27 protein-coding genes are annotated in these 24657 nt (G+C 59.6%); 13 read left to right on the top strand and 14 right to left on the bottom strand.

Annotated features, from left to right (window positions below; genetic code table 11):
• Positions 1-322 precede the first annotated feature (322 nt).
• Together GYH35_RS00840 and GYH35_RS35330 are read left to right on the top strand one after the other, a co-directional pair.
• A complete protein-coding gene (locus tag GYH35_RS00840) occupies positions 323-3355 on the top strand; it encodes an apiosidase-like domain-containing protein (protein ID WP_161827418.1) in 3033 nt (1010 codons plus the stop codon).
• A gap of 133 nt (positions 3356-3488) precedes the next feature.
• Complete coding sequence (locus tag GYH35_RS35330) at positions 3489-3908, top strand: tyrosine-type recombinase/integrase (RefSeq protein ID WP_161827417.1); 420 nt, start codon at positions 3489-3491, stop codon at positions 3906-3908.
• Between the two features lie 439 nt (positions 3909-4347).
• On the opposite strand, the gene GYH35_RS00830 is transcribed toward GYH35_RS35330, so the two are convergent.
• Together GYH35_RS00830 and GYH35_RS00825 are read right to left on the bottom strand one after the other, a co-directional pair.
• The gene (locus GYH35_RS00830; RefSeq protein WP_161827416.1) at positions 4348-4722 is read right to left on the bottom strand and encodes a type II toxin-antitoxin system VapC family toxin; all 375 of its coding nucleotides are present in this window, start codon (positions 4720-4722) and stop codon (positions 4348-4350) included.
• A gap of 2 nt (positions 4723-4724) precedes the next feature.
• Complete coding sequence (locus tag GYH35_RS00825) at positions 4725-4964, bottom strand: type II toxin-antitoxin system Phd/YefM family antitoxin (RefSeq protein ID WP_161827415.1); 240 nt, start codon at positions 4962-4964, stop codon at positions 4725-4727.
• 1764 nt (positions 4965-6728) lie between these two features.
• On the opposite strand from GYH35_RS00825, the gene GYH35_RS00820 reads away from it, so the two are divergent.
• From GYH35_RS00820 to GYH35_RS00800, 5 genes are all read left to right on the top strand, one after another.
• A complete protein-coding gene (locus GYH35_RS00820; RefSeq protein WP_161827414.1) occupies positions 6729-7766 on the top strand; it encodes an integrase domain-containing protein in 1038 nt (345 codons plus the stop codon).
• Positions 7767-8137: 371 nt separating this feature from the next.
• On the top strand, positions 8138-9034 hold the full coding sequence (locus GYH35_RS00815; RefSeq protein ID WP_161827413.1) for a hypothetical protein: 897 nt from the start codon (positions 8138-8140) through the stop codon (positions 9032-9034).
• 234 nt (positions 9035-9268) lie between these two features.
• Positions 9269-9820 carry a cold shock domain-containing protein gene (locus GYH35_RS35325; protein ID WP_407700183.1) on the top strand — a complete coding sequence of 184 codons (552 nt, stop codon included), beginning with the start codon at positions 9269-9271 and terminating at the stop codon, positions 9818-9820.
• A gap of 157 nt (positions 9821-9977) precedes the next feature.
• On the top strand, positions 9978-10403 hold the full coding sequence (locus GYH35_RS00805) for a helix-turn-helix domain-containing protein (RefSeq protein WP_161827411.1): 426 nt from the start codon (positions 9978-9980) through the stop codon (positions 10401-10403).
• An 88-nt stretch (positions 10404-10491) separates the two neighbouring features.
• Positions 10492-11574 (top strand): integrase core domain-containing protein, encoded by a 1083-nt coding sequence (locus GYH35_RS00800; RefSeq protein WP_161827410.1) that lies wholly within the window; start codon positions 10492-10494, stop codon positions 11572-11574.
• A gap of 114 nt (positions 11575-11688) precedes the next feature.
• On the opposite strand, the gene GYH35_RS00795 is transcribed toward GYH35_RS00800, so the two are convergent.
• The 4 genes from GYH35_RS00795 to GYH35_RS00780 all read right to left on the bottom strand — a co-directional run bounded on the left by GYH35_RS00795 (position 11689) and on the right by GYH35_RS00780 (position 13406).
• Positions 11689-11907, bottom strand: a complete 219-nt coding sequence (locus GYH35_RS00795) for a hypothetical protein (RefSeq protein ID WP_161827409.1) — start codon at positions 11905-11907, stop codon at positions 11689-11691.
• A 22-nt stretch (positions 11908-11929) separates the two neighbouring features.
• A complete protein-coding gene (locus tag GYH35_RS00790; RefSeq protein WP_161812324.1) occupies positions 11930-12205 on the bottom strand; it encodes an RNA recognition motif domain-containing protein in 276 nt (91 codons plus the stop codon).
• A gap of 236 nt (positions 12206-12441) precedes the next feature.
• Positions 12442-12897, bottom strand: coding sequence for a hypothetical protein (locus tag GYH35_RS00785; protein WP_161827408.1), 456 nt, complete (start codon positions 12895-12897; stop codon positions 12442-12444).
• Positions 12898-12908: 11 nt separating this feature from the next.
• Entirely contained in the window at positions 12909-13406 is a 498-nt protein-coding gene (locus tag GYH35_RS00780; protein WP_161827407.1) for a hypothetical protein, read from the bottom strand.
• 425 nt (positions 13407-13831) lie between these two features.
• Here GYH35_RS00780 and GYH35_RS00775 point away from each other — a divergent pair, with 425 nt between their 5' ends.
• The 3 genes from GYH35_RS00775 to GYH35_RS00765 all read left to right on the top strand — a co-directional run bounded on the left by GYH35_RS00775 (position 13832) and on the right by GYH35_RS00765 (position 15325).
• Positions 13832-14047 carry a CsbD family protein gene (locus GYH35_RS00775; protein WP_161827406.1) on the top strand — a complete coding sequence of 72 codons (216 nt, stop codon included), beginning with the start codon at positions 13832-13834 and terminating at the stop codon, positions 14045-14047.
• Between the two features lie 85 nt (positions 14048-14132).
• Complete coding sequence (locus GYH35_RS00770) at positions 14133-14930, top strand: hypothetical protein (RefSeq protein WP_161827405.1); 798 nt, start codon at positions 14133-14135, stop codon at positions 14928-14930.
• 2 nt (positions 14931-14932) lie between these two features.
• Complete coding sequence (locus tag GYH35_RS00765) at positions 14933-15325, top strand: hypothetical protein (RefSeq protein WP_161827404.1); 393 nt, start codon at positions 14933-14935, stop codon at positions 15323-15325.
• Here GYH35_RS00765 and GYH35_RS00760 read toward each other — a convergent pair.
• From GYH35_RS00760 to GYH35_RS00750, 3 genes are read right to left on the bottom strand one after another with little or no spacing between them, the layout of a single operon-like run.
• Complete coding sequence (locus GYH35_RS00760) at positions 15283-16746, bottom strand: GAF domain-containing protein (protein ID WP_161827403.1); 1464 nt, start codon at positions 16744-16746, stop codon at positions 15283-15285. The genes GYH35_RS00765 and GYH35_RS00760 overlap by 43 nt on opposite strands.
• Positions 16743-17552, bottom strand: a complete 810-nt coding sequence (locus tag GYH35_RS00755) for an OmpA family protein (protein ID WP_161827402.1) — start codon at positions 17550-17552, stop codon at positions 16743-16745. Before GYH35_RS00755 ends, GYH35_RS00760 begins: the two co-directional genes overlap by 4 nt.
• A 33-nt stretch (positions 17553-17585) precedes the next feature.
• Complete coding sequence (locus tag GYH35_RS00750) at positions 17586-17936, bottom strand: DUF4398 domain-containing protein (protein ID WP_161827401.1); 351 nt, start codon at positions 17934-17936, stop codon at positions 17586-17588.
• A gap of 379 nt (positions 17937-18315) precedes the next feature.
• Here GYH35_RS00750 and GYH35_RS00745 point away from each other — a divergent pair, with 379 nt between their 5' ends.
• A complete protein-coding gene (locus tag GYH35_RS00745; protein WP_202624008.1) occupies positions 18316-19047 on the top strand; it encodes a Crp/Fnr family transcriptional regulator in 732 nt (243 codons plus the stop codon).
• On the opposite strand, the gene GYH35_RS00740 is transcribed toward GYH35_RS00745, so the two are convergent.
• Both GYH35_RS00740 and GYH35_RS00735 read right to left on the bottom strand, forming a co-directional pair.
• Positions 19037-19291: a hypothetical protein gene (locus GYH35_RS00740; RefSeq protein ID WP_161827399.1), complete on the bottom strand. Its 255-nt coding sequence runs from the start codon at positions 19289-19291 to the stop codon at positions 19037-19039. The two genes, GYH35_RS00745 and GYH35_RS00740, sit on opposite strands and share 11 nt — an antisense overlap.
• A 37-nt stretch (positions 19292-19328) precedes the next feature.
• Positions 19329-19919 carry an OmpA family protein gene (locus tag GYH35_RS00735; protein ID WP_161827398.1) on the bottom strand — a complete coding sequence of 197 codons (591 nt, stop codon included), beginning with the start codon at positions 19917-19919 and terminating at the stop codon, positions 19329-19331.
• A 679-nt stretch (positions 19920-20598) separates the two neighbouring features.
• On the opposite strand from GYH35_RS00735, the gene GYH35_RS00730 reads away from it, so the two are divergent.
• Complete coding sequence (locus tag GYH35_RS00730; protein WP_161827397.1) at positions 20599-21192, top strand: hypothetical protein; 594 nt, start codon at positions 20599-20601, stop codon at positions 21190-21192.
• 375 nt (positions 21193-21567) lie between these two features.
• Positions 21568-22287: a Crp/Fnr family transcriptional regulator gene (locus GYH35_RS00725; protein WP_161827396.1), complete on the top strand. Its 720-nt coding sequence runs from the start codon at positions 21568-21570 to the stop codon at positions 22285-22287.
• A gap of 1 nt (position 22288) precedes the next feature.
• On the opposite strand, the gene GYH35_RS00720 is transcribed toward GYH35_RS00725, so the two are convergent.
• From GYH35_RS00720 to GYH35_RS00710, 3 genes are all read right to left on the bottom strand, one after another.
• A complete protein-coding gene (locus GYH35_RS00720) occupies positions 22289-23407 on the bottom strand; it encodes a fatty acid desaturase (RefSeq protein WP_235936674.1) in 1119 nt (372 codons plus the stop codon).
• A complete protein-coding gene (locus GYH35_RS00715; RefSeq protein ID WP_161827395.1) occupies positions 23407-23667 on the bottom strand; it encodes a hypothetical protein in 261 nt (86 codons plus the stop codon). Before GYH35_RS00715 ends, GYH35_RS00720 begins: the two co-directional genes overlap by 1 nt.
• A 170-nt stretch (positions 23668-23837) precedes the next feature.
• Positions 23838-24644 (bottom strand): hypothetical protein, encoded by an 807-nt coding sequence (locus GYH35_RS00710; protein WP_161827394.1) that lies wholly within the window; start codon positions 24642-24644, stop codon positions 23838-23840.
• Between the last annotated feature and the right edge of the window lie 13 nt (positions 24645-24657).

The following is a 24657-nucleotide window of genomic DNA, read 5'->3' as shown; positions in this document are numbered from 1 at the left end:
ACGCTGGCTGTTACTCATAACGTCAGCGTCGCCGCGCCTGGAATTGCCCCCTCGTGGCGCGATCGTTCCAGTGATCGCCTTGCGCACGCGGCTTGGACTGCCGAACGTGAGTGCAACAGCGACGACGGTTAACGAGCGTAGCGAGGTTGCCCTAAGTAAGTCCTGACGATCCTCGATGACACGCCGGCCGCGCGCAATCGCAGACCGGTTGGATCTTTGCGCCATCCGCGCCAGCTAATCGCGTAGCTGCTGAAACACGCGCAACGGCCGCTCTTCCGTCAATGGCACGCGAAAAAATTTCGCACGTCCAATGGTGTCGTGAATGGCGGAAAGTGCGTTGATGTCCATCGTGGCGCTCTGGATACTCCTCGCGCAGCAAGCTTCCCAGACAACGTTCAAGGACCGATGGACCTATATGGCCAAGTCATTCCAGGTGACAACAGGACTGTCATCGTTAGCAGAGGGGGCCAGATACTTCGGCCTATTGCTGTGTGCGGCGCTGGCGCTTCTCGTCGTCAGTAACGATGTAGCAGCCGTGCCCTCGACTACGGATCTGGTGGCCCACTGGAGCTATGACCAGTCAAGCGGGACTGTGCTGAATGACGATAGCGGCAATGGTCACAATGGTACTTTTTCCGGAACGCCGACCTGGACAGCTGGCGTCGTTGGTAATGGCCTGGCCCTCAATGAGACCGACAATGTAGAGCTGGGCGATATTGCAGCGATCAATGGCGTAAACAAGCTGACATTGGCGACCTGGTTGAAGCGGTCGGTGACTGGAGGCATGGTGCTGGTGGGTAAGCAAACCACTAACCATGACGTGGCAATCGAGGCTTGGGAAGACGGCAGTCTGTACTTCCAGCTCAGCAATGGCTCGGATACATACGGGTACCTCACTCTCAGCGACACCGCTTGGCACCACGTGGCTCTGGTTTATGACGGTACGCTCAGCGGCAACGCGAACCGGCTGAAAGCATACGTCGACGGCGTTCAGAGGACGCTGACTTTCAATGGCACGGTTCCGGCCACGACGACTGTCAATACGACTCCGCTCAATATTGGAGGGATACAGGGGTCTTACTCGAATGGTCAGGTTGATGACACCTGGTTGTACGCCCGCGCCCTGAGTTTGGCTGAAGTCAATGAAATAAGGTTGAGTGGATCTGACAGCGTCTCGCCGAGCGTGCCGGATGGGTTCGGCGCAAGTGCGGTCTCGCATAACCAGATCAATTTGTCCTGGATAGCTTCCACCGACGACGTTGCTGTTGCCGGTTACCGCATCTTCCGCGATAGCGTGGAGCGCACGACAACCAGCGCAACGACTTTCCAAGATGCCGGTCTCACGCCGAACACGACATACACATATACGGTTCGTGCTTACGACGTCGCGGGTAACCAGAGCGCCCACAGCGTATCCAGCTCGGCTACCACGTTCTTGTCACCTGCAGCGCCGACCGCGGCGATTACGGCTATCCCGAGCGTCGTGGCCGGCGGCGGGTCTTCAACGCTCACTTGGAGCACCGTGAATGCGACCAACTGCAACGCTTCAGGCAGCTGGAGTGGAGGCAAGGCAACCAGCGGCTCAGAGGTCAAGAGTGGTATCGCGGCCAACTCCACCTACACCCTGACTTGCGTCGGACCTGGCGGCCAGGCGGTGGCTTCCGCCACAGTGACGGTGTTGCCGCAATGTAGCGATGGCGTGGACAACGACGGCGACTCGCGGGTCGACGCCGATGACCCAGGATGCAGCTCGCCCACAGACAACAGTGAGGCTGACCCGGACACCGTTGCTCCGAATGTGAGCATCTCGAGTCCGGCGCAAGGTGCGACGGTATCGGGCAGCGTGGTCGTGAGCGCCAATGCCAGCGACAACGTGGGTGTCGTAGGCGTGAGGTTTTATGCCAATGGTGCGCTGATCGCCAGCGAAGATGCCTCGGCGCCTTATAGCGTGACATGGAATTCGACGAGTGCTGAAAACGGTATCGTGCAGCTGACGGCGGTGGCTCGAGACGTTGCCGGCAACACCAATACGGCTGCGGTCAATGTGACGGTGGACAACGTCCAGACCCGGCGATACGTAACCGGTCTGTCCTCGAACTCTCGCTACTTCGTAGACCAGGTGGGCGATCCGATTCTGATCAAGGCCGATTCGCCTTGGTCGATGTTTTGTAACCTGTCGGCGGCTGACGTCGAGCTATGGGCGGCGAACCGCGAAAGCCTCGGCTTCAACACGGCGATCGTAGCTTTGATCGGCCATACGACTAACGGCTGCCCGGCTGCGAGCGGCGCGACCTATGATGGTGTTCTGCCGTTCAACGGAGGGGATGTTACTTCCTGGAACGAGGCGTACTGGACTCGGATCGATAGCTACATGACCATCCTCATGAACCATGGCATCACGGTCATTTTGTACCCGATGGATGGTTGGAACACGCTACCGGACGGCGTGTTCGCAGGTAAGTCCAACGCCAGCATTTACACGTACGGTCAGATGGTGGCGACGAGGTATGCTGGCTATCCAAACATCATCTGGAACGCCGGTGGCGACTATAACGGTTGGGACAACATCATCAATGGACAATTCCAGAACCTGTTGAACGGCATCCGTGCCGCGGGTGACACGCGGTTATTCAGCACCCAGTTGGGTAACGAGACAGTGACTACCGACATCGCCTTCTACGAACGGCTGGCGCAGTGGAACTTCGTCTACACCTACACCACGACTTACCAAAAAGTGCTGCGAGCTTACAATCGGGCGCCCGGAGTCCGAGACCCGCGTCCGGCGCTTTTTGGCGAGGGCAACTACGAACGAGAGGACTGGTACGGCAGTCTGCCCACCACGGACGAAACGCTTCGCCGCCAGCAACTCTGGGCGCTAACGAGTGGCAGCCCCGGTGAGATTCTCGGCACGGAAGATTGGCAGTTCCTGGACGCCTGGCAGACCCGTCTGGGCACAACGTGGATTTTGCAGGCGACGAAGAATCGTAATCTATTCTCGACGCTCAACTGGCACTTGTTAGTCCCGGATGAAGCCACGCCGCTCGTGATTGCCGGTCGCGGTACGAAGATTACGACCGACCAAAGCCTCGACGTGCGGGCTAACGACTATGTGACGGCGGCTCAGACGCCGGACAAGTCACAAGCCGTGATCTACGTGCCGACCAACACGGGCAACACAAACGCTCGCACGATTACGCTCGATCTGACGCTGCTGTTACCTGGTTACACGGCTACCTGGGTGGACCCGACCGACGCTACGGTGTCGCAGCCGGCGATCATCGACGGTTCGGGTAGAGTCACGACGCCTGGCTTACACGCCGACGGCACGCGCGACTGGTTGCTCGTCATTCGGTAGGCGTGACAAATCAATGGTGCTCCGCTTTCCAGGCAGCCTCGTATGTGTATCCCCAGGCGCCTTTTTGGCCCGATATCGTTCACGGCACGGCCGATACCACCGTTGCGATTAGCGCCGGGGCTTCTATCCAGCATTGGATCGGGCGGAAATTCGTCGAGTCCGCTTTCACGATCTCCGCCATTCCTGGGCGAGCAACCTGCTCGAAGCGGGCGAGAACATCGCGACCGTTTCCAGAGCGCTCGGACACGTCAATGCATACATCACGCTGAAGACTGACGCGCAGGCGATCCCGAAGCCACGCTGTCCTGCCGTTTTGTCGAACCCTGGAACCGCCAGGCTTCTCATAGTCCCTGCCGATTGCCCAAACGAAAAAGCCCCGCAAGGGGGCTTTTATGTTTTGGCGGAGAGACAGGGATTCGAACCCTGGAACACCTGTGAGGATGTTACTGGAATTCCAGTCTCAGCTGCGCAACAGCGAGTGTCAGCGAAGATGAGCCGGCGTAAGGTGTTACAGACAAAATCGAAGACACTTGGTTACGCCCGATCACGCTGACTTTTAACATGTTGGGTACAAAATGGGTACGGGCTCAACCACTGGGCTCCACTGTGCGCGTACCGAAAATTCTAGCTTCCAGTCGCTTCTGCCTGGTCTCTCGAGAGGATTGATTGTATACGAGCGAGGCTGGTGCGATGGTTCCACGTAGGCGATGCGATCTTGGTTGCCAAATCGCCGAGCATCCGGCCGTGCGCAAATCTCGTGGGTATCAGACCTGCGACGAATGTGTCAGAAGAAAAAGCAGCAATTGCGACAAACAAAAATTGACCGTTGCGTTTCAGCACAGCCACAACGCATGCGTTAACCAACGCGCACTTTCTCTGGATCGCGATGGCCCTGAGTCGCGCTCGTGATACGAGCGGGCGGCAGGGAATCACCGTGAAGCCGAAGGTTGAATATCTTAGCGAAGTCGGCTCACCCAGGTCTGCATCGTTCTTTAAGCGATGGTGACAAGCGAGCCGTAATCTCGAAGCGCATCATCGTTCGTTAGCAGAATCATGGGCTCTACGGACGCCTGCGCAACGAGTAGTCGATCGAACGGATCTTTGTGTATCGGCGGAAGCCTGGCGACCTTGGCCGCGTGATCGCCTGTGATCGGCAACAGCGAGAAACCGGCCGGCTCGACACCGGCCAGTAACTCGTCGGGGTCGGCATCGAGCTTGCCGATGCTCGATTTGATGCTGATTTCCCAGATCGACGCCGCGCTGATGAAGACTTCGGCGGCATCAATTTGCTTTCTGGCAGCAGCGGATAGCTTGGATGGAGCGCTTACCGCCCATAGAAATAAGTGCGTATCGAGCAGAATACGCACGCTCAATGCCCCTCAAAACCGGCGATGATTTCGGGCGGCAACGGCGCATTGAAGTCGTCCGGAACCTTCACCTTCCCCTTCAGCAATCCGAGTTTCTTTTTTTTCACCGAAGATGATACCGGGCTCAATTTGGCAAGCGGCTTGCCCGCCTTGGCGATAATCACTTCCGTGCCGGCCGCTACCTCATCCACGATTCGGGAGAGGTGGGTTTTCGCTTCGTGGATATTGATGACGGTGCTCATGTGGCGGGCGATCCAATATTGAACTAAGCTTAGTTTAGTCGAGGTCGACTCGTTCGACAAGTCCCGGTGCGCCCCTCGCAGCCCGGCAGCTGCGAGATTGTCTACGTCTCGCAGCAGGCGACACTCCATCTGTACGGCTGGGTCGAAGGTGACTTCCTACGGGGGTTCACAGATCGCAGATGGAGTGGTGTCCATTTCACCCAACGGGTTGGAACTGGTAACCATTTCAGAAGAGCACGCTCCAAGTGGTGCACATTTCGTAGCCAACGTACATGGAACGCGTCATTTCTGCACCGGCGCCGACGAGAGCATATCGAAGTGCGTTATTCCATTGAGCTCGCTGTCAATGCGTCGACTCGATACTGAGAAAACGCGTCATCCAATTGGCGATAGACAGGCAGTTAGCCGAATGAGTTCGGCTAACGTCGGTTGCTAAAGCTCCCAAGCAACGCGTCACTTTCACAAAGTGGTTACCAATAACGCGTCAATCTGAAGAAAGTGGTGCACAAGATCGCGTCGCTTTCCGCCCATCTCGCCGAACTGGCGACCATTTCGGTCGGATCGCACAAAGTGGTGCACATTGTCTCGGCTCCACTCTCAAAGCGGCTTCGCTCAACAGGCGCGAACCTGTGCCTCCAGCGCGCCAGTACGGGCGGCATGCCGCCAGAGTAAAACGCATACAAACGTTGGTGCGACAGGCACTGGCTGTTCGATGGCGGTGCGTTGTGCGAAGCGCGCGGCGACCAACGGCAATCGAACCAGCGTGTTCGCTGGTCGGCCGAGCGTTAGGCGAGGGGATGCCCGCCAACAGTCGCGCCAAGCCAAGCCAATCGATGGCTCATTTGAGCACGCTGGTCAACGCGAGTAGAGCCGTGACTTGGACAACCGTAAGGAGGACGGTTTGCCAGCCGCGAGTGCCAAGGCCGCAGTCGACCTTACAACGATTCGAAGTAATGGCCGACGGTCATCTCATCATCTTAGGACACGCAGCCCCCAGATTTAAAACCAGAGTGATCGGGCTGTGGACAACTCCGCCTCATTTTCTCACACATATCAATGCCGTATCGATCCGGTGCGTGAACGCGAAAACTATCGCACCCCAAAATGGAAAGTGCGCCGTGACTTCCTTGCGTACAGGGTACGAGCGCGTACTGGCGAGATCGACACGGAAAGCTACGAACGCCCTTGCAAATGCACCTGGCGTAGTGCAGGCTAATTCCGCATCTAACGTTCTCTAGGAACGACTGGGAAACCCCAGAGCAGCGCGAGCCGGCGCTCTACAAGTTGGCCAGAGCATGTCCTTCGTTCTCCTGCCCTGAACGTCGGACCCGGCGCGAAGCCGGTTTGTTTTAATCTGAAAGTTCGATCGTTGATCCTCCCGTTCTCAGTGCGTACGCGGAATCTCCGTGGCGTACTTCCGTTTTCCCTCCTGCTCATCCGATGCCATGGCGCGTCTGCTTAGACCGCGCTCGCGCATCACGGTGTTGTTCACGCGCAGCTAAGCGAGTTCTCACTCGGCGACGCACTGGTAGCTCCTATCGGAGCCTCCAGCGCACGCACGCGCGCACCCATCGCTCCGCCTTGGCCTGGCGGTGCTCCCCACGATGGTGAACAGCTCCTTCGAGGTTTGCTCGGCACATGCCGCCCAAACCAGTGCGTCCGCCCGTGCGCGGACATCTCGCGTTCAAGTGTTCGCCTGTGGGCATGCCCACAAATCTTTGGGGGTCGGTCGTTTCGTTCATCTAATTCTGTCGGAGTGTCAACGTGTCAAAGTCAGCCGAAACATTGATGAGACAGGCAGGGCGTGAGACCGCGACGCGCGGCTTTAAGATCTTCCGGGAGATCGAGTCTGAGTATTCGGGGGCTCTGCGCATGTCTGCGGACGCGTCTCGTTCGATATCAAATAGATCCCGCGCGGAACGTCGGCGCGTCATCAGATCATTCGTTTTCTGGTTGGTCGTGTACTTCGGGGTGCACAGCATTCGCCATCTCAAGGAGAAGCATCTATTGGCGTATTGCCAGCACATGGAGGCGAAGCCTCTCTCGGCGGCCTCGATTTGCTCGACGCTATCACATCTCGGAGTGCTGTGCGTCCACATAGGGAAGTCGGAACTGCTCCGGGATCACCAAAGATATTTCAGTGATCCCAGCGTCCTGGCGCGGAGCGGTGTTACCGAGGTCGAGAAGACACTCGAGAGCGCCGGTGTCGACTTCTTTGATCTCTACCATCGCACTCACGCCATCAGTCCGCGGGTCGCGTGCCAGTTTGCGCTCGCATATTTTTTCGGGATGCGCGCCAAGGAATCCTGGTGCTTCCGGGCGCACGAGGCGCTGTGTGACGGGCAGTTGCGAATCTATTGGGGGACGAAAGGTGGACGTCGCCGAGTCATCAATCGACCGCTGACTGAAATTCAAATCGCGTTGTTGGAATACGCCAAGTCCATGACGTGCAAGTCGGGCTCCATGGTCGATAGCCGAACGACGCTGCAAAAGTGGAAGAGCTTCTACTACTCGGTGGCTCGCCAAGTCGGTCTGACGAAAAAAGGGATTGGGATCACACCTCACGGTCTCCGCCACAGCTACGCCAATCGTGCCTACGAGACGATCTCGGGCCGCCTCAGTCCCGTTCAAGGCGGCGTGCTTTCGCAAACCGATCCCGACGTTGATCGCGCTGTTCGCAGTTTGGTGGCGGAGGAGCTCGGCCACTCACGACCAGCCATTGCTGCAGCATACATCGGCGGCGTTGGACCGACGGATGAGCCTCACGTCCCGCCCCGAAAGGATGAGCCCGATGACGAGTAAGAACGGTGTCCGCATAGCAAATGCACCATCCCTAGTTTCAATCAAAGGTAAGCCAAATGAGCGACAGCAAACTTCCCGACGAGTCAGGCTCGGAGTCCAGTCGGATCAGTAGTGACTACCTCAGAGAACTTCGCGATCGGATTGCACAGTCCCTCTTTGTCATGTCTATCCGCGAGTCCGACCGAAGAGATTCTGACGTGATCTTCGCCGGCTGCGTGCAAACAAGGTTCGGGTGGACGGACATAATCGCGATACGTGCATCCGTGGGCGCCGAAAGGCGGATCGGATCAGTGTACATACGAACCTTGTTTCCCACGAGGTCGACTCCCACAGATGAGTGGGTCGCACGGCTGCAAAGGTCTGCGGTGCTCATGCGCTACACGCGAGATGAGGGAGGAACCGGAATCGAGGCGCAGACTCGTCTGCCGATATTCGCGGACCGTGCGATCTCAGAATCGATTGTATCTGCTGTAGAGCCGATCATTCGGCTCCAGGGGTTCATGCTTGTCGGTTCGTATGGAGACCGGCTCAGGGCGCAGTATGCGATTTGGGCAATGGGGCCGCAGGCTCTCGCAGGCGAGCAGTTGCAAGTTGTCTTTGCGGCGCTTCGCCATGCACTTGCCCCGGCCGGGTTTCGTGTGGTCGAGACTAATACTGGCTGCGTCGTGATCGACGATGACTTAGACGTTCCGAGCCTGGAGGGCTGCCGAGTCGAGGTGTCAACGAACTTCCAGCATGAGCTTTCGAAAAGCCTGGTCTGCGCCGAACTTGTTGTGCCTTGGGGGCCGGATCGAGGCATCGGTGGCAGCGAGGCGGTGAGTCTCCTGAATCGCAGCGACGAAGCGAGCGAGGACGAGTCGCTGGGCGTTGGCGCTTGGTATCGCAATAGCGAGGATGGATCGTTGCGGTATCGAATACTGTTGCCGGTCACCGAGCAGTGGACTCCTTGCATCGACCTGTTTGTGTCCAGTCTCGTGATTCGTTGGATGGACCTTGAAAGCGTAGGCTTTGCAGCATGCCCGGAGTTCGGCCTGACAGACAGACTGCAAGCGCTTTTTTCATCCCTGCGGTCGGGCGACAAGAGCGAGCTGCGGACTGAGCAGTTCCAAGGCAAGCGGCTCTCGATGGACGACTACTACCGTGACATGGCGGCGCGAGAGCTTGTCGCGCAGATGGCCGGAATTTCCGTTACAACGGTCAATCGCTATATCGGGCCGCAACCCAGGCGACCGCGCGAGGGGCGAAAGTACAGGCGATCGAAGAAGTAAACATCGCTGCGAAGTGTTGTTCGGGAGCAGGAATACTGACCCTTGCTCATCGAGCGTGTCTACAACCTTCGATCGCAGGGTTCGGGTTGTGAGAGTAGATGGAAATTGCCGGTCCTCGCTCGGGCCTACATAAGTATTTTGCGCGGAAAGCGTTGTCGTGCTGAGCGATGGGTCACTCCCGGTCGGCGATTGTTTCAGCCTGTATCGGTGGGCCGCGCGGGTGCCGAAAGCCCGATGGCCGTCGGTGAAGGGGGGATCAAAGTGGATTTGACAGTCGCCGTGTCAGTTGTGTGCCGGGTTGGCGGCGGAACCTGTTGCAGGTTCGACGGTCGATGCTATTCCTTGACTGTGAGCACATCTTCAGTCGAGGCGCTTATGCGTGGCAAGGTAAAGTGGTTCTCTCGAGAGAAAGGTTACGGCTTCATCACCGACGAGCAGGCACGGGATCACTACTTCTCGGTGCAGGATGCTCGAGGGGCAAATCTGCCGGCATCCGGCGATCATGTTCAGTTTCAATCGCAAGATACGAGTCGTGGTCCACGTGCATCGGGCATTCAGCTGGTTGCCCGAAGCGAGGAGGGCCGTCGTGGTGACGATCGCGTGAGATGCGGCCATTGTGAAAGGAAGATGGTCCCGCGGATCATCAGCTATCAAGGGGTGGTAGAGCGGTCGGTGTGTCCGTTCTGTGCTGAGACGTATCGCGACTTCATGCTCCCTCCATCGACTCCGCTATGGCGGTGGGTTGCGCTCGTGGTCTTCGTCTTGGTCGTCTTCATCGGATGCTGAGAAACTCGAATTGGAGAATTGGGTGTTGACTCTCCCTTCCAGAAAGCAGGGCAGGCCGATGATGAATCTCTACCGGTCATACGCCGACTCGGCTCGGCAACGAGTATCGGGTTTACTCACCCTGAGTACTTCGAAAGGCGAAGAGGAGCAAGCGATAATGCATGACGTCGTTCGTAAGGTTGATGAAATGACTCCTGCGTGGAAGGAGCTTGAAGCTCGCGCGCCGGTCAAGCTGAGCGCGATCCGCAGCCAGCGTCACTACAAGGCGATGACAGAGTTCATGAATGAACTTCTGGACGAAATCGGCGATCGTGAGTCGCATCCGCTCGCCGGGCTGATCGACGTGGTCACTATGTTTGTCCGCGACTACGAAGAGCGCGAGGTTGAGATTCCCCAGGCGAGCCCAGCTGCAGTGCTGCGTTTCCTGATGGATCAACGCGGCCTGCGACAGGTCGATTTCGCCGATGTGTTTGGATCTCAGTCGAACGTGAGTGAAGTCCTGAACGGTAAACGTGAGATCAATGCGCGCCAAGCCAGGGCACTGGGGCAGCGTCTGGTGATTTCGCCGGCTGTGTTTATTTGATCGATGGCGAGAGCGGTCCTGTCCTCCGCAAAAATTCGATCTGGCCTTCTGAAATTGTCGGCGGGCACAACTGTGGCATGATCATGGCGTGCTGAGCGCGTTCTTCATCATCGTCCGACTGACCTGGGATCTAATCCTGTGGTGCGGGCTCTGGCTTCGGCCGCGCGAGTCGTTGGAGGCGGAGATACTTTTTCTGCGTCGGCAGCTGGCGCTGTATGGGGAGCGCGGGGTGAAACCTAAGCGGATCGATGCATCCACTCGAGTGGCGTTGACGTTTCTATCGCGTTGGTTCGACTGGCGGTCTGCTTTGGTTGTCGTACGGCCTGAGACGCTGATCGGCTGGCACAGAGCAGGCTTTCGGCTTTGGTGGCGATGGAAGTCGCGCCCTGGGCGGCCACCGATTCCGAAAGAGCTACGCGAACTGATCCGCCGAATGGCAGAAGAGAATCCCGTGTGGGGTCAGGAGCGCATCACGAACGAACTGCTGCTGAAGCTAGGTCTTCGAGTGTCGCCGCGCACGGTGGCGAAGTACATGCCGCAACCCGCGCCGGGTCGGCCGAGGGGAGGTCAGCGGTGGTCAACGTTCCTTCGCAACCACGCACGGGGTGTAGTCGCCTGTGATTTCCTTGTCGCTGTGACCAGCACATTCCGAGTGCTGTACGTGCTCGTTGTCATCGAACACCGCAGCCGTAGACTCATTCACCTCAACGTGACGGCGCACCCGACGGCGCAGTGGACGCGGCAGCAATTGAGAGAGGCGGTGGGATACGAGGAGCGATATGAGTACCTGCTGCATGATCGCGACGCCATCTTCTCGGCGGAGTTGGATGAGTCTATCCGGCGGCTGGGGCTACGCGTGCTGAAAAGCCCCCCGCGCAGTCCCAAAGCGAATTCCCTCTGCGAACGCGTCATCGGGACGATTCGCAGAGAATGTTTGGACTGGTTCATTCCGCTCTCGGAAGCGCATCTGCGTCAGACGCTCAAGGCTTGGGTGACGCATTACAACCGCGGACGCCCGCACTCAGCGCTAGGCCCAGGCGTTCCTGATCCTCCCGCGAGTTCGACCGTGCCGTTGTCGCCTTCTCGGCATCGGCTCGACGACTTTCGCTTGGTTCAGGCCAAAGCAATACTCGGTGGGTTGCACCACGAGTATTCGTTGGCGCGTTCGTGACGGAAATAGACTCAGCCAAGACCGGTCAGACGAGATTATTGCGGACGACAGCTGCCCCATGAAGTTACAACCGCGGCAGGACAGCGTCAGTTCATTGCAATCGATTCATCTGGGTCACTTGCCCATGCGGCGCTGATTCAAACGCTCCACCATCGCTTCGACTTGCGAGAGTACGTCCACTTGCTTACCCGCTCGCAGGCCGTCGATGGTGTTCGTACCCTGAGAGATCACATAGCGATGCCACAGTGAATCGCTGCCATCGGGCGCGGGTGCGCGAACGATCTCTTCGATGCGGAAAGGCTGCTCGAACGAGAGTGTTCCGAACTTCAGCATGGGTCAGTAACCGGATGCCGAATCACCGGCGCCATTGACCGCCGCCACCGCCACGAGGCTTGTCCTGCGCCTCGTTGACCTTGAGCGCCCGACCGCCCATGTCCTGACCGTTCAGGCTCTGAATGGCTCGTGCCGCGTCGGCGCGAGGCATTTCGACGAAACCAAATCCACGAGGTTGACCGGTCTCGCGATCGTTGATCAATGCAACCGAGTCGACCGAGCCATGCTGCGCAAACAGCGCGCGTAAGCTGTCTTCGGTGACGGAAAAGGGCAGATTGCCCACGTAGATCTTGCTCATATCGTAACTCTCTTTAAAGAACGCGTCCGGTCGAATCGAAAGAACGCAAGTACACCGACAGCGCCAATGTCGCTGTCTCCAAGGTTCGAGAACGATTCGGTTTAGGTTGAGTGGCCGAGAGGCGCCGGACGGCGGTGGTGGCCAGACTAAGATAAAGAGAAAGGTTACGAGCCGAAATCACTATACAGCTTCGTCGCTGGCGATGCTCGGCTTTCTCTCGGCTGTGCGCTACGTGCTTACCGGGTGCTCTGAAGCGCGATTGTGAATGCCCCGCGACGAGCAAACTCAATAAAGCTCTGCAATTGTGAGCACAGCGAGGACTCGGCGCTCGGGCGGTTCCCATCCCGCAGTTGGGCATGCTTTCGAAGCATCCCCAGAATGAACGGCGAGCGTTTGGCTCTGTCCACCGCTGCCGCCCAGTGTGCGGAGTCATCGGCTTCGACACGCTTACGATCCTGACTGTCGCCTGGCTGATAATCGTGTTTGATCGGGTTGTGTCGCGCTCGCTGGCCTTGCTGCGGCAGATAGGTGGTGCCGGTCGGATGCCAGCCGAACGTCAGGCCGAGATCGCGGATGAAATTCCAATCCGACAAAGTGCAGGTGAACTGATCGTCGCCGCTCGCTCCGGACAGCTCTACGACGGGACCCGATTGCCGGGTCGCTGGTTGATTCGTGCGCTGTTGTGAGTTCACGGACGTTATCACTACGCCATCAGGGCGAGACTTGCCGTTCCTGGTAGTCGTGTTCGTAACGGCCGGGAGAGGTATTGAGCGGGGGCGCGCACCGAGCGAGTCACGTGCGAATATCCCAGCAATTCGCCGTCCCCCAGCAGGATGCTCTGCATGACCGTCACTCCCCAGAATATTTCTCCGATCGGTCGGCGTCGCCAACCACGCTGCGTGTCCACGCCGTACTCGGCTGCGATCGACAAATGGCGGGCAGGAACATGGAGCGCGATATCGTCCGGCAGATAGAACTGCGACATGTGGTGACTCAGGACGCCGGGATCGTAGGGCCGGGCGCGCGGCATGTGGTCGTGCCACGCAATCACGATGCCCTTTGCGTCGAGAATCGCTATAGCGCAGCGATCGTTACGTTCCACGCTTGCGATGTTGATTTGTCGGCCTCGCGCCGCCAGCAGACGTCGTCGCCACTCTGCGCAGTCATGCGAATCGAGGTCGGCGTTTGAGACGGTGGGCATGGTCCAGTGAGGTGAGCAAATCGCACTGCTTTCGAGCTGAACTCGTTCATGGGTTGCGGACGTTCGTCGATGAGCCGTATTTCTCACTCGAGCCAGCGCGCGACTGACGCGCCGATGCAATCTATATATGTTCATGAAGCTCTCCGCAGTGCGGTGAAGGAATGACGCGCGGATAGGGGAGGTGGGCTCTACTGCACGTCGAGCGATAAGAATGACTGCGCGGGTGCTGGCCGCGCATCCCTTCGCCACTGAGCTGAGTGCGGACGACTCCACAATCTGTTGGCAGTGTGCGCTCTATCATCGGGGATAGATACATAAATCGCCGCGTAGGCCGCCAGCTACGCCGATCCGCCTGGACGACACCCAAGCGCGCTGCCACGAACAGGAGTAGGCTGCGCGCCCCTTCTTTGGACTGCGATGACATCATGAATTGGACTTTGGCGGAGAATAACTGGGCGCAGTTCCAAGGCACGGTGAAGGCGCGCTGGCTGAAGCTCGATGCGGAGCAATTGCGAGCGATCGCCGGTAAGCGAGCCTCGCTGCTGAGCGCGATTCAAGAGGTTTACGGCATCAACCGCGGCGAGGCGGAACGAGAGATCCGCGCATTCGAGGAGCGCAACAGGAATTATCAGCCGAAGTAGCGATCTGACCCTTGGATCGCTGCACGCACGGCGTTAGAAATATATATATTTAGCTATCTAAAGGTGACCGAAGCGCGCAGACTGGGTGTCGGTTCGCATCCTGGAGAAGGTCTTGCGCTTTTGGGAAATTGCTCGGCTCGTTGCTGGATGTTCGGCGCTATTGCTCGCAGCGGTCACAGCCAGCGCTCAGGCGCAACGCTCTCTCTCCGCGATCCCGGAGAATGCCCGTCCGGTAAGTTATGGCGGCGGTTGGGAGTGTGTGCGCGGCTATCGGCAGATGGAGGGACGTTGTGTCGTGGTGGTCGTTCCGGCGAACGCATATTTGGATGTGCGGGGGACGTCCTGGCGCTGCAATCGCGGATTCCTCGATGACAATGGGCAATGTACGGCCGTGCGAGTGCCGCAGAATGGTTATGCAGTGGACTCCGGCTACGATCGGGGATGGCGCTGCCATCGCGGATACCGCGCGGACGGCGAATCCTGTGTGAAGGTCGAGCTGCCGGCACATGCCTACTTGCTCGACTCGATTCACGGCTTCGCATGGCTATGCGATCGAGGTTTCAGACAAACGAAGGATCGATGTGTCGCGATCGACGTTCCTGCTAACGCATATCTCGTTCGCGCCGGCGATGATTGGAAGTGCGAGCGCGGCTTTCAGCGGACCGACAACCAGTGCTCACCCATAGTCGTCCCGACGAACGCATATCTCGATGACCGCGGCAGTGAATGGCGCTGCGAGCGTGGCTTTCGCAAGCAAGGCGTGGACTGTGTCGCCGTGCGCGTCCCAGCCAATGCGTTCATCGGTTACGCGGGAGACGACTGGTCGTGTGACGCGGGATTTCGCAAGCAAGAGGCAGCGTGCATTGCCGTGCCCGGGAGTTGACCGTGCCTGAGGATATGAAACATCTGGATCGGTTGGCGGCGCTGCATGCCGCGCTTCGATTCGTGATCACGAGCGAGCTGCCGTCGGAACACAAGGCCACTTTGATCGAAGTGTTGACCCAGGCTATCCGTGACGACGAGGCGGCTGAGCTGCATCGCCAGTCTGTTGCCCGGTCGCAAGGGGAATGGCGGGAGCACGAGCTCGAGGAGCTGAAATCCTTCTTGCACGGCCAGACGGCCAGAAGCTGGCAACATGCGGACGAGTGTGTGATGCAGCTGGCGACGCGGTTGCATCGGGATCCTGGCGCCGTTCGGCACAAGGCAACGGAGCTCGGCCTCGGCCCGGCGGTTGACTATCGATTCGTCAGGACATTCAAGCTGAGCCGCGACGAGTGATCGTCAGCGTTCTCCGAGTCCACCGACGGAACCGGGGCGGCGAGGGTAAGCGTGACCCGCGTGCCCATGCCGATGTCTCTACCGCCCACATCGAGCGTTCCGCGCAATTGAGCTGCCAAAGTACGGATCAGCTTCAACCCCGTGCCCTCGGCGCCGTTGGGCGAGGCAAATCCATTGCCAGTGTCTTCGATGCGAAGTAATAAGGCGTTCTCGCGCGTGCGCTGGAGCGCCACAGTGATCAGGCCGGCGGATTCGTTCGCAAATGCATGCTTGTAGGCGTTGGTTACAGCCTCATTCGCGAGCAGCACCAAAGCTACCGCGTCCTGGGCGGGCAGTTCCATCTGATCGCATTCGATCTCCAACGCCACATGCGGGTGCGTGCGGCCAAGCGATTGCCCTAGCGCGCTCCCCAGTGACTGCAATAACTGCGGCATGAAAACGCTCTGCGTGCTGTTGGCATTCGCGCACAGCAGTTCGTGAACCCGGGCCATGATATGCAGGCGGGCAGCGTTATCCAGCAAAGCATCGCGCACTTGCGCCAATGAGCTTGCTTGCGCTTGCAGGGCCAACAGATTCGAGGCTATCTGCAGCGTATTCTTGGTGCGGTGATGCGCTTCGACGATCAGCGCGTCTTTGAACCTGAGTGCTTGCTGATTTTCGATCTCCGCCTGTTCGAACAGCGCGCGCTCTTCGTACTGATGATAAGTCAGCAGATTTTGCTGCGCCCGTTGGTGCGACTCGAACAAGGCCAGCGCGCGAGCGTGGTCGCGTGCTTGTTCCTGCAGCTTCAGCGCCAGCGCCAGTTGTGCCGCCAGTTGTTCCGCGATACGCACGTCGTCGCTGTCGAAGTGCGCCTGGCTGTCGTGATGCGCCACCCAGAGCGTGCCCAGCGGCTTTCGCCCGCCGTCGTACAGTGGAATGGTCAGGATCTCGGCGATGGACGGTAGTTTATCGGCCACTTGGTCGAACACGCGCTCGGGCCGTGAGATAAGAATGGCGATCCCGATATCTAAACAGAGGCCGCAAGGACTACTGTCGCGACGCATGTCGGTAGCCTCGTGCGCGGACAGGGCTCCCTGAACGGCTTCCCAGCGCATGGTTGCTGCACCGGTTTGATCCAGATGCACGAGGCTCAGCCCGGCGCTGCCCGCGCCGCAAAGATCCTGCGCGATGTCGAGCACGTAGCGCACGGTTGCGCTTGGGTTTTCAGCAAGGGACTTCGTTAGCTCACAGATCGCCGCTGACTCGGCGCGCAGATTCGGAGGAAACACCCGCGGCGGTAATGTATGTGCTGAAACGTAGCAGTCGGAATATCGACTGCGTCGCTCCGCGATGGTCGAGTTGGTCATGGATCGTGCTCCGTAGTGCGAACAGTCCATTGCGTATGAGGCAGCGTCGCCTCCAGCCAGCAGGGCGGTCATCCGGATCCCGCCCCGACATGCGCGGCGCTGTCGGTGAAGATCAGTTCGACGCGACGGTTCGACTGGCGGCCCGCGGCGCTGTCATTGCTCGCGATGGGGAAGTTTTCACCTTTGCCCACCGCGGTGATCTGACTGCGATCCACGCCGCGCTGAATCAGGCCTGTCTGTACGGACTGGGCCCGACGTTCCGACAAGTCCATGTTGTTCTGGTCCGAGCCCACGTTGTCGGTATGGCCTTCGATGAGCACTTTGCGGTCGGGTTGCTCTTTCAAGGCCGTGGCTAGCCGATCGAGCGGCGCATCCGCGCCCGCTCCGAACGTCGCTTGCGAGGTGTCGAACAGCACGTCGCCAAGAGTCAGGACCAGACCTCTCTCGGTCTTCTGCAGCTTCATATCCGCCAGTTCCGCCTCGAGAGACCTGGCATGAGTGGCACTGCGCTGGACGTCCCGTTCGCGCGCCTGAAGCAGAACCGTCTGGCGCTGAGCCGTGCCAGCGGCGACTTGCTCGTTTGCCTGCGCGGTCAGAATTTTCTCGTTGGCGATCTGCGCGCTGAGTACTGCGTTCGTCGCTTCGAATTCAATGTCGGTTTTCCTGCTCCTGGATTCGGCGAGACGATTTGCCGCGTCCAGTGCTGTGCGCGCGTTGGCGATATCGGCTGCTGCTATACCCGCGCGCGGCGATTGTTCCATTTCCGGCACCAGGATTCGCGCTCGTTCCAGCGTTTCGTTGCGCTCTGGAGGGGTATTGCACGCGCTGAGTATCGCGGCTACCGCCACGCTCAGCACGATGCGCTTGTTGAATTTCATGTCCATGACCTCATGCGTATGATTGGGAATACATCAGTGTTGCGTCGGCGATGTGCGCTCGGCTTCAGTGCGCAATATCTCGAGGCTGGCAAGTACTTCTTCAGCGGCCTTGCGCGCACTGGCAGTCTGCGATTTCGCTATCGCAAGCTCGGCGTACAAGTGCGCCTGCGCAGCCGAGCGCTCCGCTTCCTGCGGTTGCTCGTTGTCGAGCGCAACCTTGGCCGCGCTCAGTTTGTCTTTGGCCTGCTGCAGCTCTATCGCGCCGGCTTCCGATCGCCCGACGGCCTGTTGTGCCTGCTGAACCGATGTGTCGCTTTGGGCGACTCGCTCCTTCGTGAGCGCCGACGTGTTGGCGCACGCACCGAGCGTCGCGAGGAGGCTCACGCCAATGGCCAGCGCTGTACCTTTTCGGTGGACAGGTGTTGCAACAATCAACCGCGAGTAAACATTTGCGAGAGCAGCCGAGGAGGAACGCATTGTAAGTATCTCCGGTGGGTGGAGGCCTGCCGGGTCGGCAGCTTTGTACGGTCGGTGAGATTGCGCTGCCGCGCTGGGGATCTCGGTGCGTTGGCGCACATAGGGGGGCGCGATGCGGCATCGCCGACCAAGCTTGGAATATTCATTCGGGTGTGCGCCAACGTACATCGAGATGACGTCGGCGGGGGTACCCTCGACGCGAGGCTGAAACATCTTCCGGCCGTAGCGCGAGAACTCATTGCGTTCGTTCAAACAAAGTGCGGGCGAGAACCGTCTGCTGGCGACATTGGCCGGGCCGGATCGGCAGCGCTTGTTTGCTGACTTCGAGCGGGTCGAGCTGTGTTCCGCGGAGCTTATCTGCGGGTCGGGCGAGCGGATGAGGCACGTGTATTTCCCGACCGACGGCATCATATCCTTGGTAACCACGCTGCACGACGGATCGCGTCTGGAGGTCGGCAGCATCGGTCACGAGGGCATGCTGGGTTCGTCGATCATCCTGGGCGTCAACACATCGGCGCAGCATGCGATAGTCCAGCGGTCGGGTACGGCGTGGCGGCTCGGTGCCGCCGTGTTTCAGCGGCATTTGCGCAAGAACATCGTTCTGTGCCGGCTGCTGAACTGTTACATGTATGTGCTGATGGGACAATTGGCCCAGACGACGGCTTGTTCGCACTATCACCAAGTGCGGGCGCGTCTGGCGCGGCGGCTGCTCATGAACCGCGATCAGGTGCGCGGCAATCAGTTTCATGTCACCCAGGAATTTCTGGCACACATGCTCGGCGTGCGGCGGGTGGGGGTCACGAACGCCGCGAACTCGTTGCGAGAAGAAGGTTTGATCGATTACCGACGTGGTGCCATCACTATCCTGGACGGGCCTGCGCTCGAGGAGGCATCGTGCGCATGTTATCGAGGAGCGAACGACATGTATGAGCGTGCTTTGGGCTCATTGTCCTCGCCGAGGCCTCGTCGCACCCACCAGGCATCGACGCGGCGGACGGCGCACAAGCTCAGTGACTGAGCGTGCGATCCGGATTGGCGCCGAGGCTGCCGCCTTCATTTTCCCAAATCCTTACAGCAGCTCTTTGCTGCCGGTCGTCCGGCCCAGGCTGGTCGGCGAGCTTGCGGTCGGAACACGCACCGTCGGTTTCGTTTCGAACGTGCAAGGCGTTGCACATGGCATTGATCCATGGGTTCTGCCGCCAGCCGCCTGCGTAGCGCCGGCCCGGTGTATTCCAGCGGCTTCCGATTGTAGTGCGACGCATGAGTGGGTGCTCCTGTGAAGAGGGTGGTGATGTAGTGCTACGTCCCTGGCGCTGTCGCATCGAGCTGCGGCGCCAGGGTCAACGGATCTTCGATGATCACCTCGACGCGACGCTGCCGTGGCGCAAAGTCGTCATCGTCCTGCGGTAAGTCGGCGCCGCGCGCGGTCAGCCGATTTGCAGCGATGCCGCGTCTCAGCAGATACGTCCTGACAGCATCGGCGCGGCGGGTCGACAAGGCTTGGTCGTATCGATAGTTGCCCGCGCCTGCATAACCATCGACTGCCACGTTGCGTTCCGGATGCTGCTCGAGAAACTCGGCCAAGGCCTCGACCCGACGATGACCAGGGATGCTCAATCTAACGGCGTTCGTGGTGAACAGCGCATCGTCCAGCGTCAGCAGCAGGCCACGGTCGATAGCTTCGGCCTGCAACTCGTTCATTTCACGTCGCAGTTCCGTGGCGTTATCGCGCGCTTGGGCGTTCACATCGCGCAGATGTTCCAACTTTTGTCTTTGTTCATTGGCTTCGGTCTGCGAGTCTGCGACGCTGACCGGCCCGCAGACCGCGAGCAATACCGCGCCTGCTAGAGCGAGGGCGGCTACAGGCAAATGACGATCGGGCGAGGGCAAGGACGGTGCTCCTGTTCGAAAGCGCAACTGTGCACCGGGACTCCGCTGCCGTCGGTGCGGTACCCAACTCAGCGCTCCCGGCTCGGCACTATTCGCCACCACCGCGCAGACACAGGATTGCATCGGGTTCCATCTGCATCCAAGATGGCCCGGATTCGCAACAGCCTCGTCAGCCACAGATACATCCCGCATCGCGCGTCGGCGCGTGCCCAGTGAGCATGAACGAAAGCCGGCTCACCTCGGACCTAGCCAGGTTGCCGCCAGAGCCTGTGGATCGGCTGACTCATCCGTTCGGCAGGTTCCTGCGCATTGAGACGCTCGGCGGCTTGGTGTTGTTGGTTGCCGCGCTCATTGCGTTCGTGCCTTCCAACTCTCCCTGGGCGCACAGCTTCGCTGGCCTTTGAGAGTCGCCGGTCGGGCTCAAACGCGAGCTGGTGCTGGGCGAGTTGAGCAATGACGATCTTCTTCGCGTTCGTCGTCGGCAAGCCAGCGGGAATACTGACCTTTTGCTGGCTGGCCGTGTGCACGGGAATCGCTGTGGCATGGGTGTCGCGCAGTGATTCGCGATGCTAAGCGGGCGTGTAACGCAATCGGGCCCTCGCTATGCAATGTTCGCTAGCGCACTGATCGACAGATGCCGCCAGCGCACAGTACGGGCTGGTCTCATAGGGAGTAGCACATGAATTCCAAGCGGGCAATGCCAGGGGAGGACCGGCAGAACGTTGTTGCGATCTCTACCGACAGCAATCCCCAGCCGATGTCGGAAGCCGCGCGGCAGGGCTCCGATTCCAAGCTCGAAGGCGCCAGCGACTCGCCGCCAGGTTGGTCATCGCTCTCCATATCGAAGTGGGATCAAGACAGTCATGCCGACAGCCGTTCCGACAAGATTCGCTTATGGCGGCGGCGAGCGTTGTCGAAGCGCGGGGCACGACTGCACACGAAGATGACTGCGGCTGGGCAGTCGAGTTCGCTGGCCATGCTGGACGAGACGGGAGTCGTGGTTTGCTGGTACGGCAGTCCGGATGGGCGTGATTACGCCTCCGAGGAAGTCGTGGACCGTCATTTGTCACAGTTCTATGTCTCCGAGGAAGTTGGAAAGCGACAGCCGTATCGTGATTTGCGTGCAGCGGTTATCGATGGTCGCATCACACGGCGAGCGTGGCGGCGCCGGCGGGACGGAAGCGCGTTCTTGGGCTCTTTCGACATCGAACCGGTGGTGCTTCGAGACGGGCGAGTGCAGGGGTTCAGCTACGTGGCGAGCCCGCCAACGTGAATTGCGCGCGCACCGATCTGTCAGCAAAGCTCGTGACCCTCGATCAGGTCGCTGACGCAGCGCTGACGGGCCCAGGGCAAGCTCGCTACACGGCGTACCGAGATGCACTCATCGCGGATGGGCAGGACGGTGAGCAGGTCGTGCAGACACTCTGGCTGTTTCTGTGGAATTTGTCGGAGGGTCGTTCCGTAAATGGGGTGCATTAGGCGCTGCGCCCCATGCTCGAGGCGCCGTTGTCGGCCTCGCGCACCACACAATCGTTGTAAAGCTTCACCTTACGCCGCGCCTCGCAATTGCTGCTGCGACGACGTGAAGTGTGTACGATATCGGACATAAGTGGGTGGCGCGGAACTCAACTATGCTCGGGCCCTCTCGATGACGGCAGCTCACGACCTTCGTCAGAACCAACTCCTGGCCGCGTTGCCTTCGGAGGATCTGGAGCGAGTGAGCAAAAATCTGAAACTCGTGGAGCTGCCGCTCGGCGAGGCCCTGTATGAATCCGGCAGTCGTCAGCGGGCAGTGTACTTTCCGACCAGCGCGATCGTTTCGCTTCTTTATACGTTGGCGGACGGCTCTTCTGTGGAAATTGCCGTGGTCGGCAACGAAGGGATCATCGGCGTGTCGCTCTTCATGGGCGGCGAAACTACGCCGAGCCGCGCGGTGGTGCAGAGCGCTGGCTACGCGTATCGATGGTCCGGGAAATTTCTCAAGGAAGAATTTACGCTCGGCGGACCCATGCAGCATCTGCTCCTGAGGTACACGCAGGCGCTCTTGACGCAGATGGCGCAGACTGCGGTGTGTAATCGGCATCATTCGGTGGACCAGCAACTGTGCCGCTGGCTGTTGCTGAGTCTGGATCGCCTGGTGGGCAACGAGCTGGTGATGACGCAGGAATTGATCGCCAATATGTTGGGCGTGCGTCGTGAAGGCGTGACGGAGGCGGCAGGCAATCTGCAAAGCGCCGGACTGATCAGATACAGTCGCGGACGCATCACGGTGCTCGATCGTCCGGGCCTGGAGGCACGGACCTGCGAATGCTACGCCGTGGTCAAGAAGGAATTCGATCGGCTGCTGCCGGCCATGACTCAGTATTGATTCAAGCGACTGGACGTGCGGAGCCCGAGCGGCGGTCCGCACGCCGGCCCGCTTCGAGCTTGCGAATGTGCGCATAGCCGACGAGTTCCCGGGTCTGCTCGTCCCAAAAGCGGAACTTGAGCGATTGCAGGCTCGACAGCAGCGACAGCGACGTGACCTCTGCGAATCGCGGGTCGCTGTCGTGGCACTTCTGCAAGTTGTAATTGGGAATGCGCGGGCTGAGATGGTGGATATGATGAAAGCCGATGTTCCCGGAGAGCCATTGCAGCACTTTAGGCAGCTTGTAGTAGGAACTGCCGCGCAGCGCGGCTGCCGTGTAGTCCCACTTGTCGTTGCGTTCCCAGTAGACACCTTGGAACTGATGCTGGACATAGAAGAGCCACAGGCCGGTCGCGCCAGCCACAGTCATAGCGATCGATTGAATGAGCAGGTAAGGGGCCAGGCCGAATAGCGAGCTCAGCAGCGTCGTGCTGATCAGCAGCGTCAGGTTCAACCACCACACTGAGTGGCGTTGTCGCCGTTGCGCGTTCGCGGCCGCAAAGCGCTGCTTGATCACGAAGACGAACAGCGGCGCGAGCACGAACAGTACCAGTGGATTGCGCGCCAGCCGGTACAGAAAACGTTGCTGGCGCGACGCGCTCAGATATTCCTCGACGGTCATGGTCCATACGTCGCCGGTTCCGCGTCGGTCGAGATTTCCGGAACTGCCGTGATGAATCGCGTGCTCCCAGCGCCAGTGCTGGTACGGACTGAACGTCAAGGCGCCAGCGATGAAGCCGACAATGTCGTTCGCGCGCCGAGAACGGAAGTAGGACCCGTGCGTGCAATCATGGAAGATGATGAAAATGCGCACCAGCAACGCGCCCGAGAGAGCTGCAAGCGGCAGGGTGAGCCACAGCGACACCTCCAGTGCCCAGTACATCGCCAACCACAGCAGAAGGTACGGCAGGAAGGTGTTTGCGAGCTGCCATAGCGCGCGCTTCGTGGAAGCGTTCTGATGCGCCAAGAGGACATCTTTCAACTCGGCCGGATGCGACCGCTCGCTTTCGCTGATGTGACTTGCGACTGCTCCGGACGCATGCACGCTTGCAGGACGCTCCAATGCGGCAGGAGTGGACACTAGCGGCTCTCGGAGAGATCCCGCACGAACAGAGTCAGCGTAGAGAGGATGGCTGCTTCGTCCTGTTCGCGAGCGAGCAGCACTTCTTTGTACGCCTGATAGCGGGCCAGCGCCTCGCTCGAGAGCGTGGCGACGGCAAGCGCGTCGATGTGAGCAAGCGGCGAAGGAGTGCTTGCCGCATCTTCCGTGTCGGGAGCGGCGCCATGCGTTGGCGATGAGTCGGACCGGTCATCGGGTCCATTCCTTTCTTCGCAGTTCATGCCCTTGCGCTCGCCATGTCTCACTGAACGTGGCTATTGAGAATGCGCCAGCGCCGCGGCGCCCTCGGTGCGGTGGCGCACATATGCCGCATCGGTCAAGCGCTGACGCTGAAATGCCTCTTGGTGCGGTGTGCTTTGAAAATGGAGCGCGGCAGCCGTCCAGATTGCGATCAAAACGATACGCTATAGAAGATCATCGGCCCTTGGTATGACCAGTCCATGGTGCCCTTGAAGTTGTTGCCGTCCACATCGAGGTCGACGGCGAAGCGATCGTAGCCGACGCCAATGCCCAGCCAGCTCTTCGGCTGCCAGTTAAACAGTGCGCGATAGTCTTGTATGTTGCCGTCGTAATCGCCGTAGCTCAGGGAGAAGAACTGACCGGATACATCGATCGAGACTGTTTGCGACAGCATCCAGGTCCCGCGCAAGCCAAAGACCGGCAACGGAGCGCCGACACTGCCAGTCCGCTCGATGCGCTCCTCCGCGGTCCCGGCAGTGCCCGTGGCTGTCGCGTTCCCCGCCAGCCTTGCTTCGAAGTCGAGGTAATGCAGACCGATCGAAGCTGCGAGCTCGTAACTCTCGCGACGAATGAACGCATACTCGTACGCGAGCTCGTAGATCGAGAATTTGATCTTGCCCTCGATCGTGCCGTTGGCCGGGAAGGTGTCACCGCCCCATTCCAGATTCTCATCGAATGTCCTGGAGGCGCTGCGCGAAGAGCTGAACACCAGTGCTCGCAGCTTGTGCCGATCGGCGAAGCGCCAAAAGCCGTCGAAGCGGAAACGGTTCACGTCGCCGTCGCCGAAATTCCTTTCCCAATCGATGGGTACGCCTTGCTGGCCAGCGTTCCCGTCGAGACGCAGCGTGGTGTCAGTGTCGACGATGAACGTTCCGACCGCGATATAAAACGCGTCGCCTAATGCGCCACGCGCGTCGTCGCACAATGCGGGGACGGGAAGCAGGGCAAGTGCGGCCACTGCCGTTCGCCAC

This window comes from Steroidobacter agaridevorans, from assembly GCF_009932555.1.
GTDB classification, from domain to species: domain Bacteria; phylum Pseudomonadota; class Gammaproteobacteria; order Steroidobacterales; family Steroidobacteraceae; genus Steroidobacter; species Steroidobacter agaridevorans.
The sequence above is the reverse complement of the archived record's forward strand: the minus strand, read 5'-3'. Positions and strand labels throughout refer to the sequence as shown.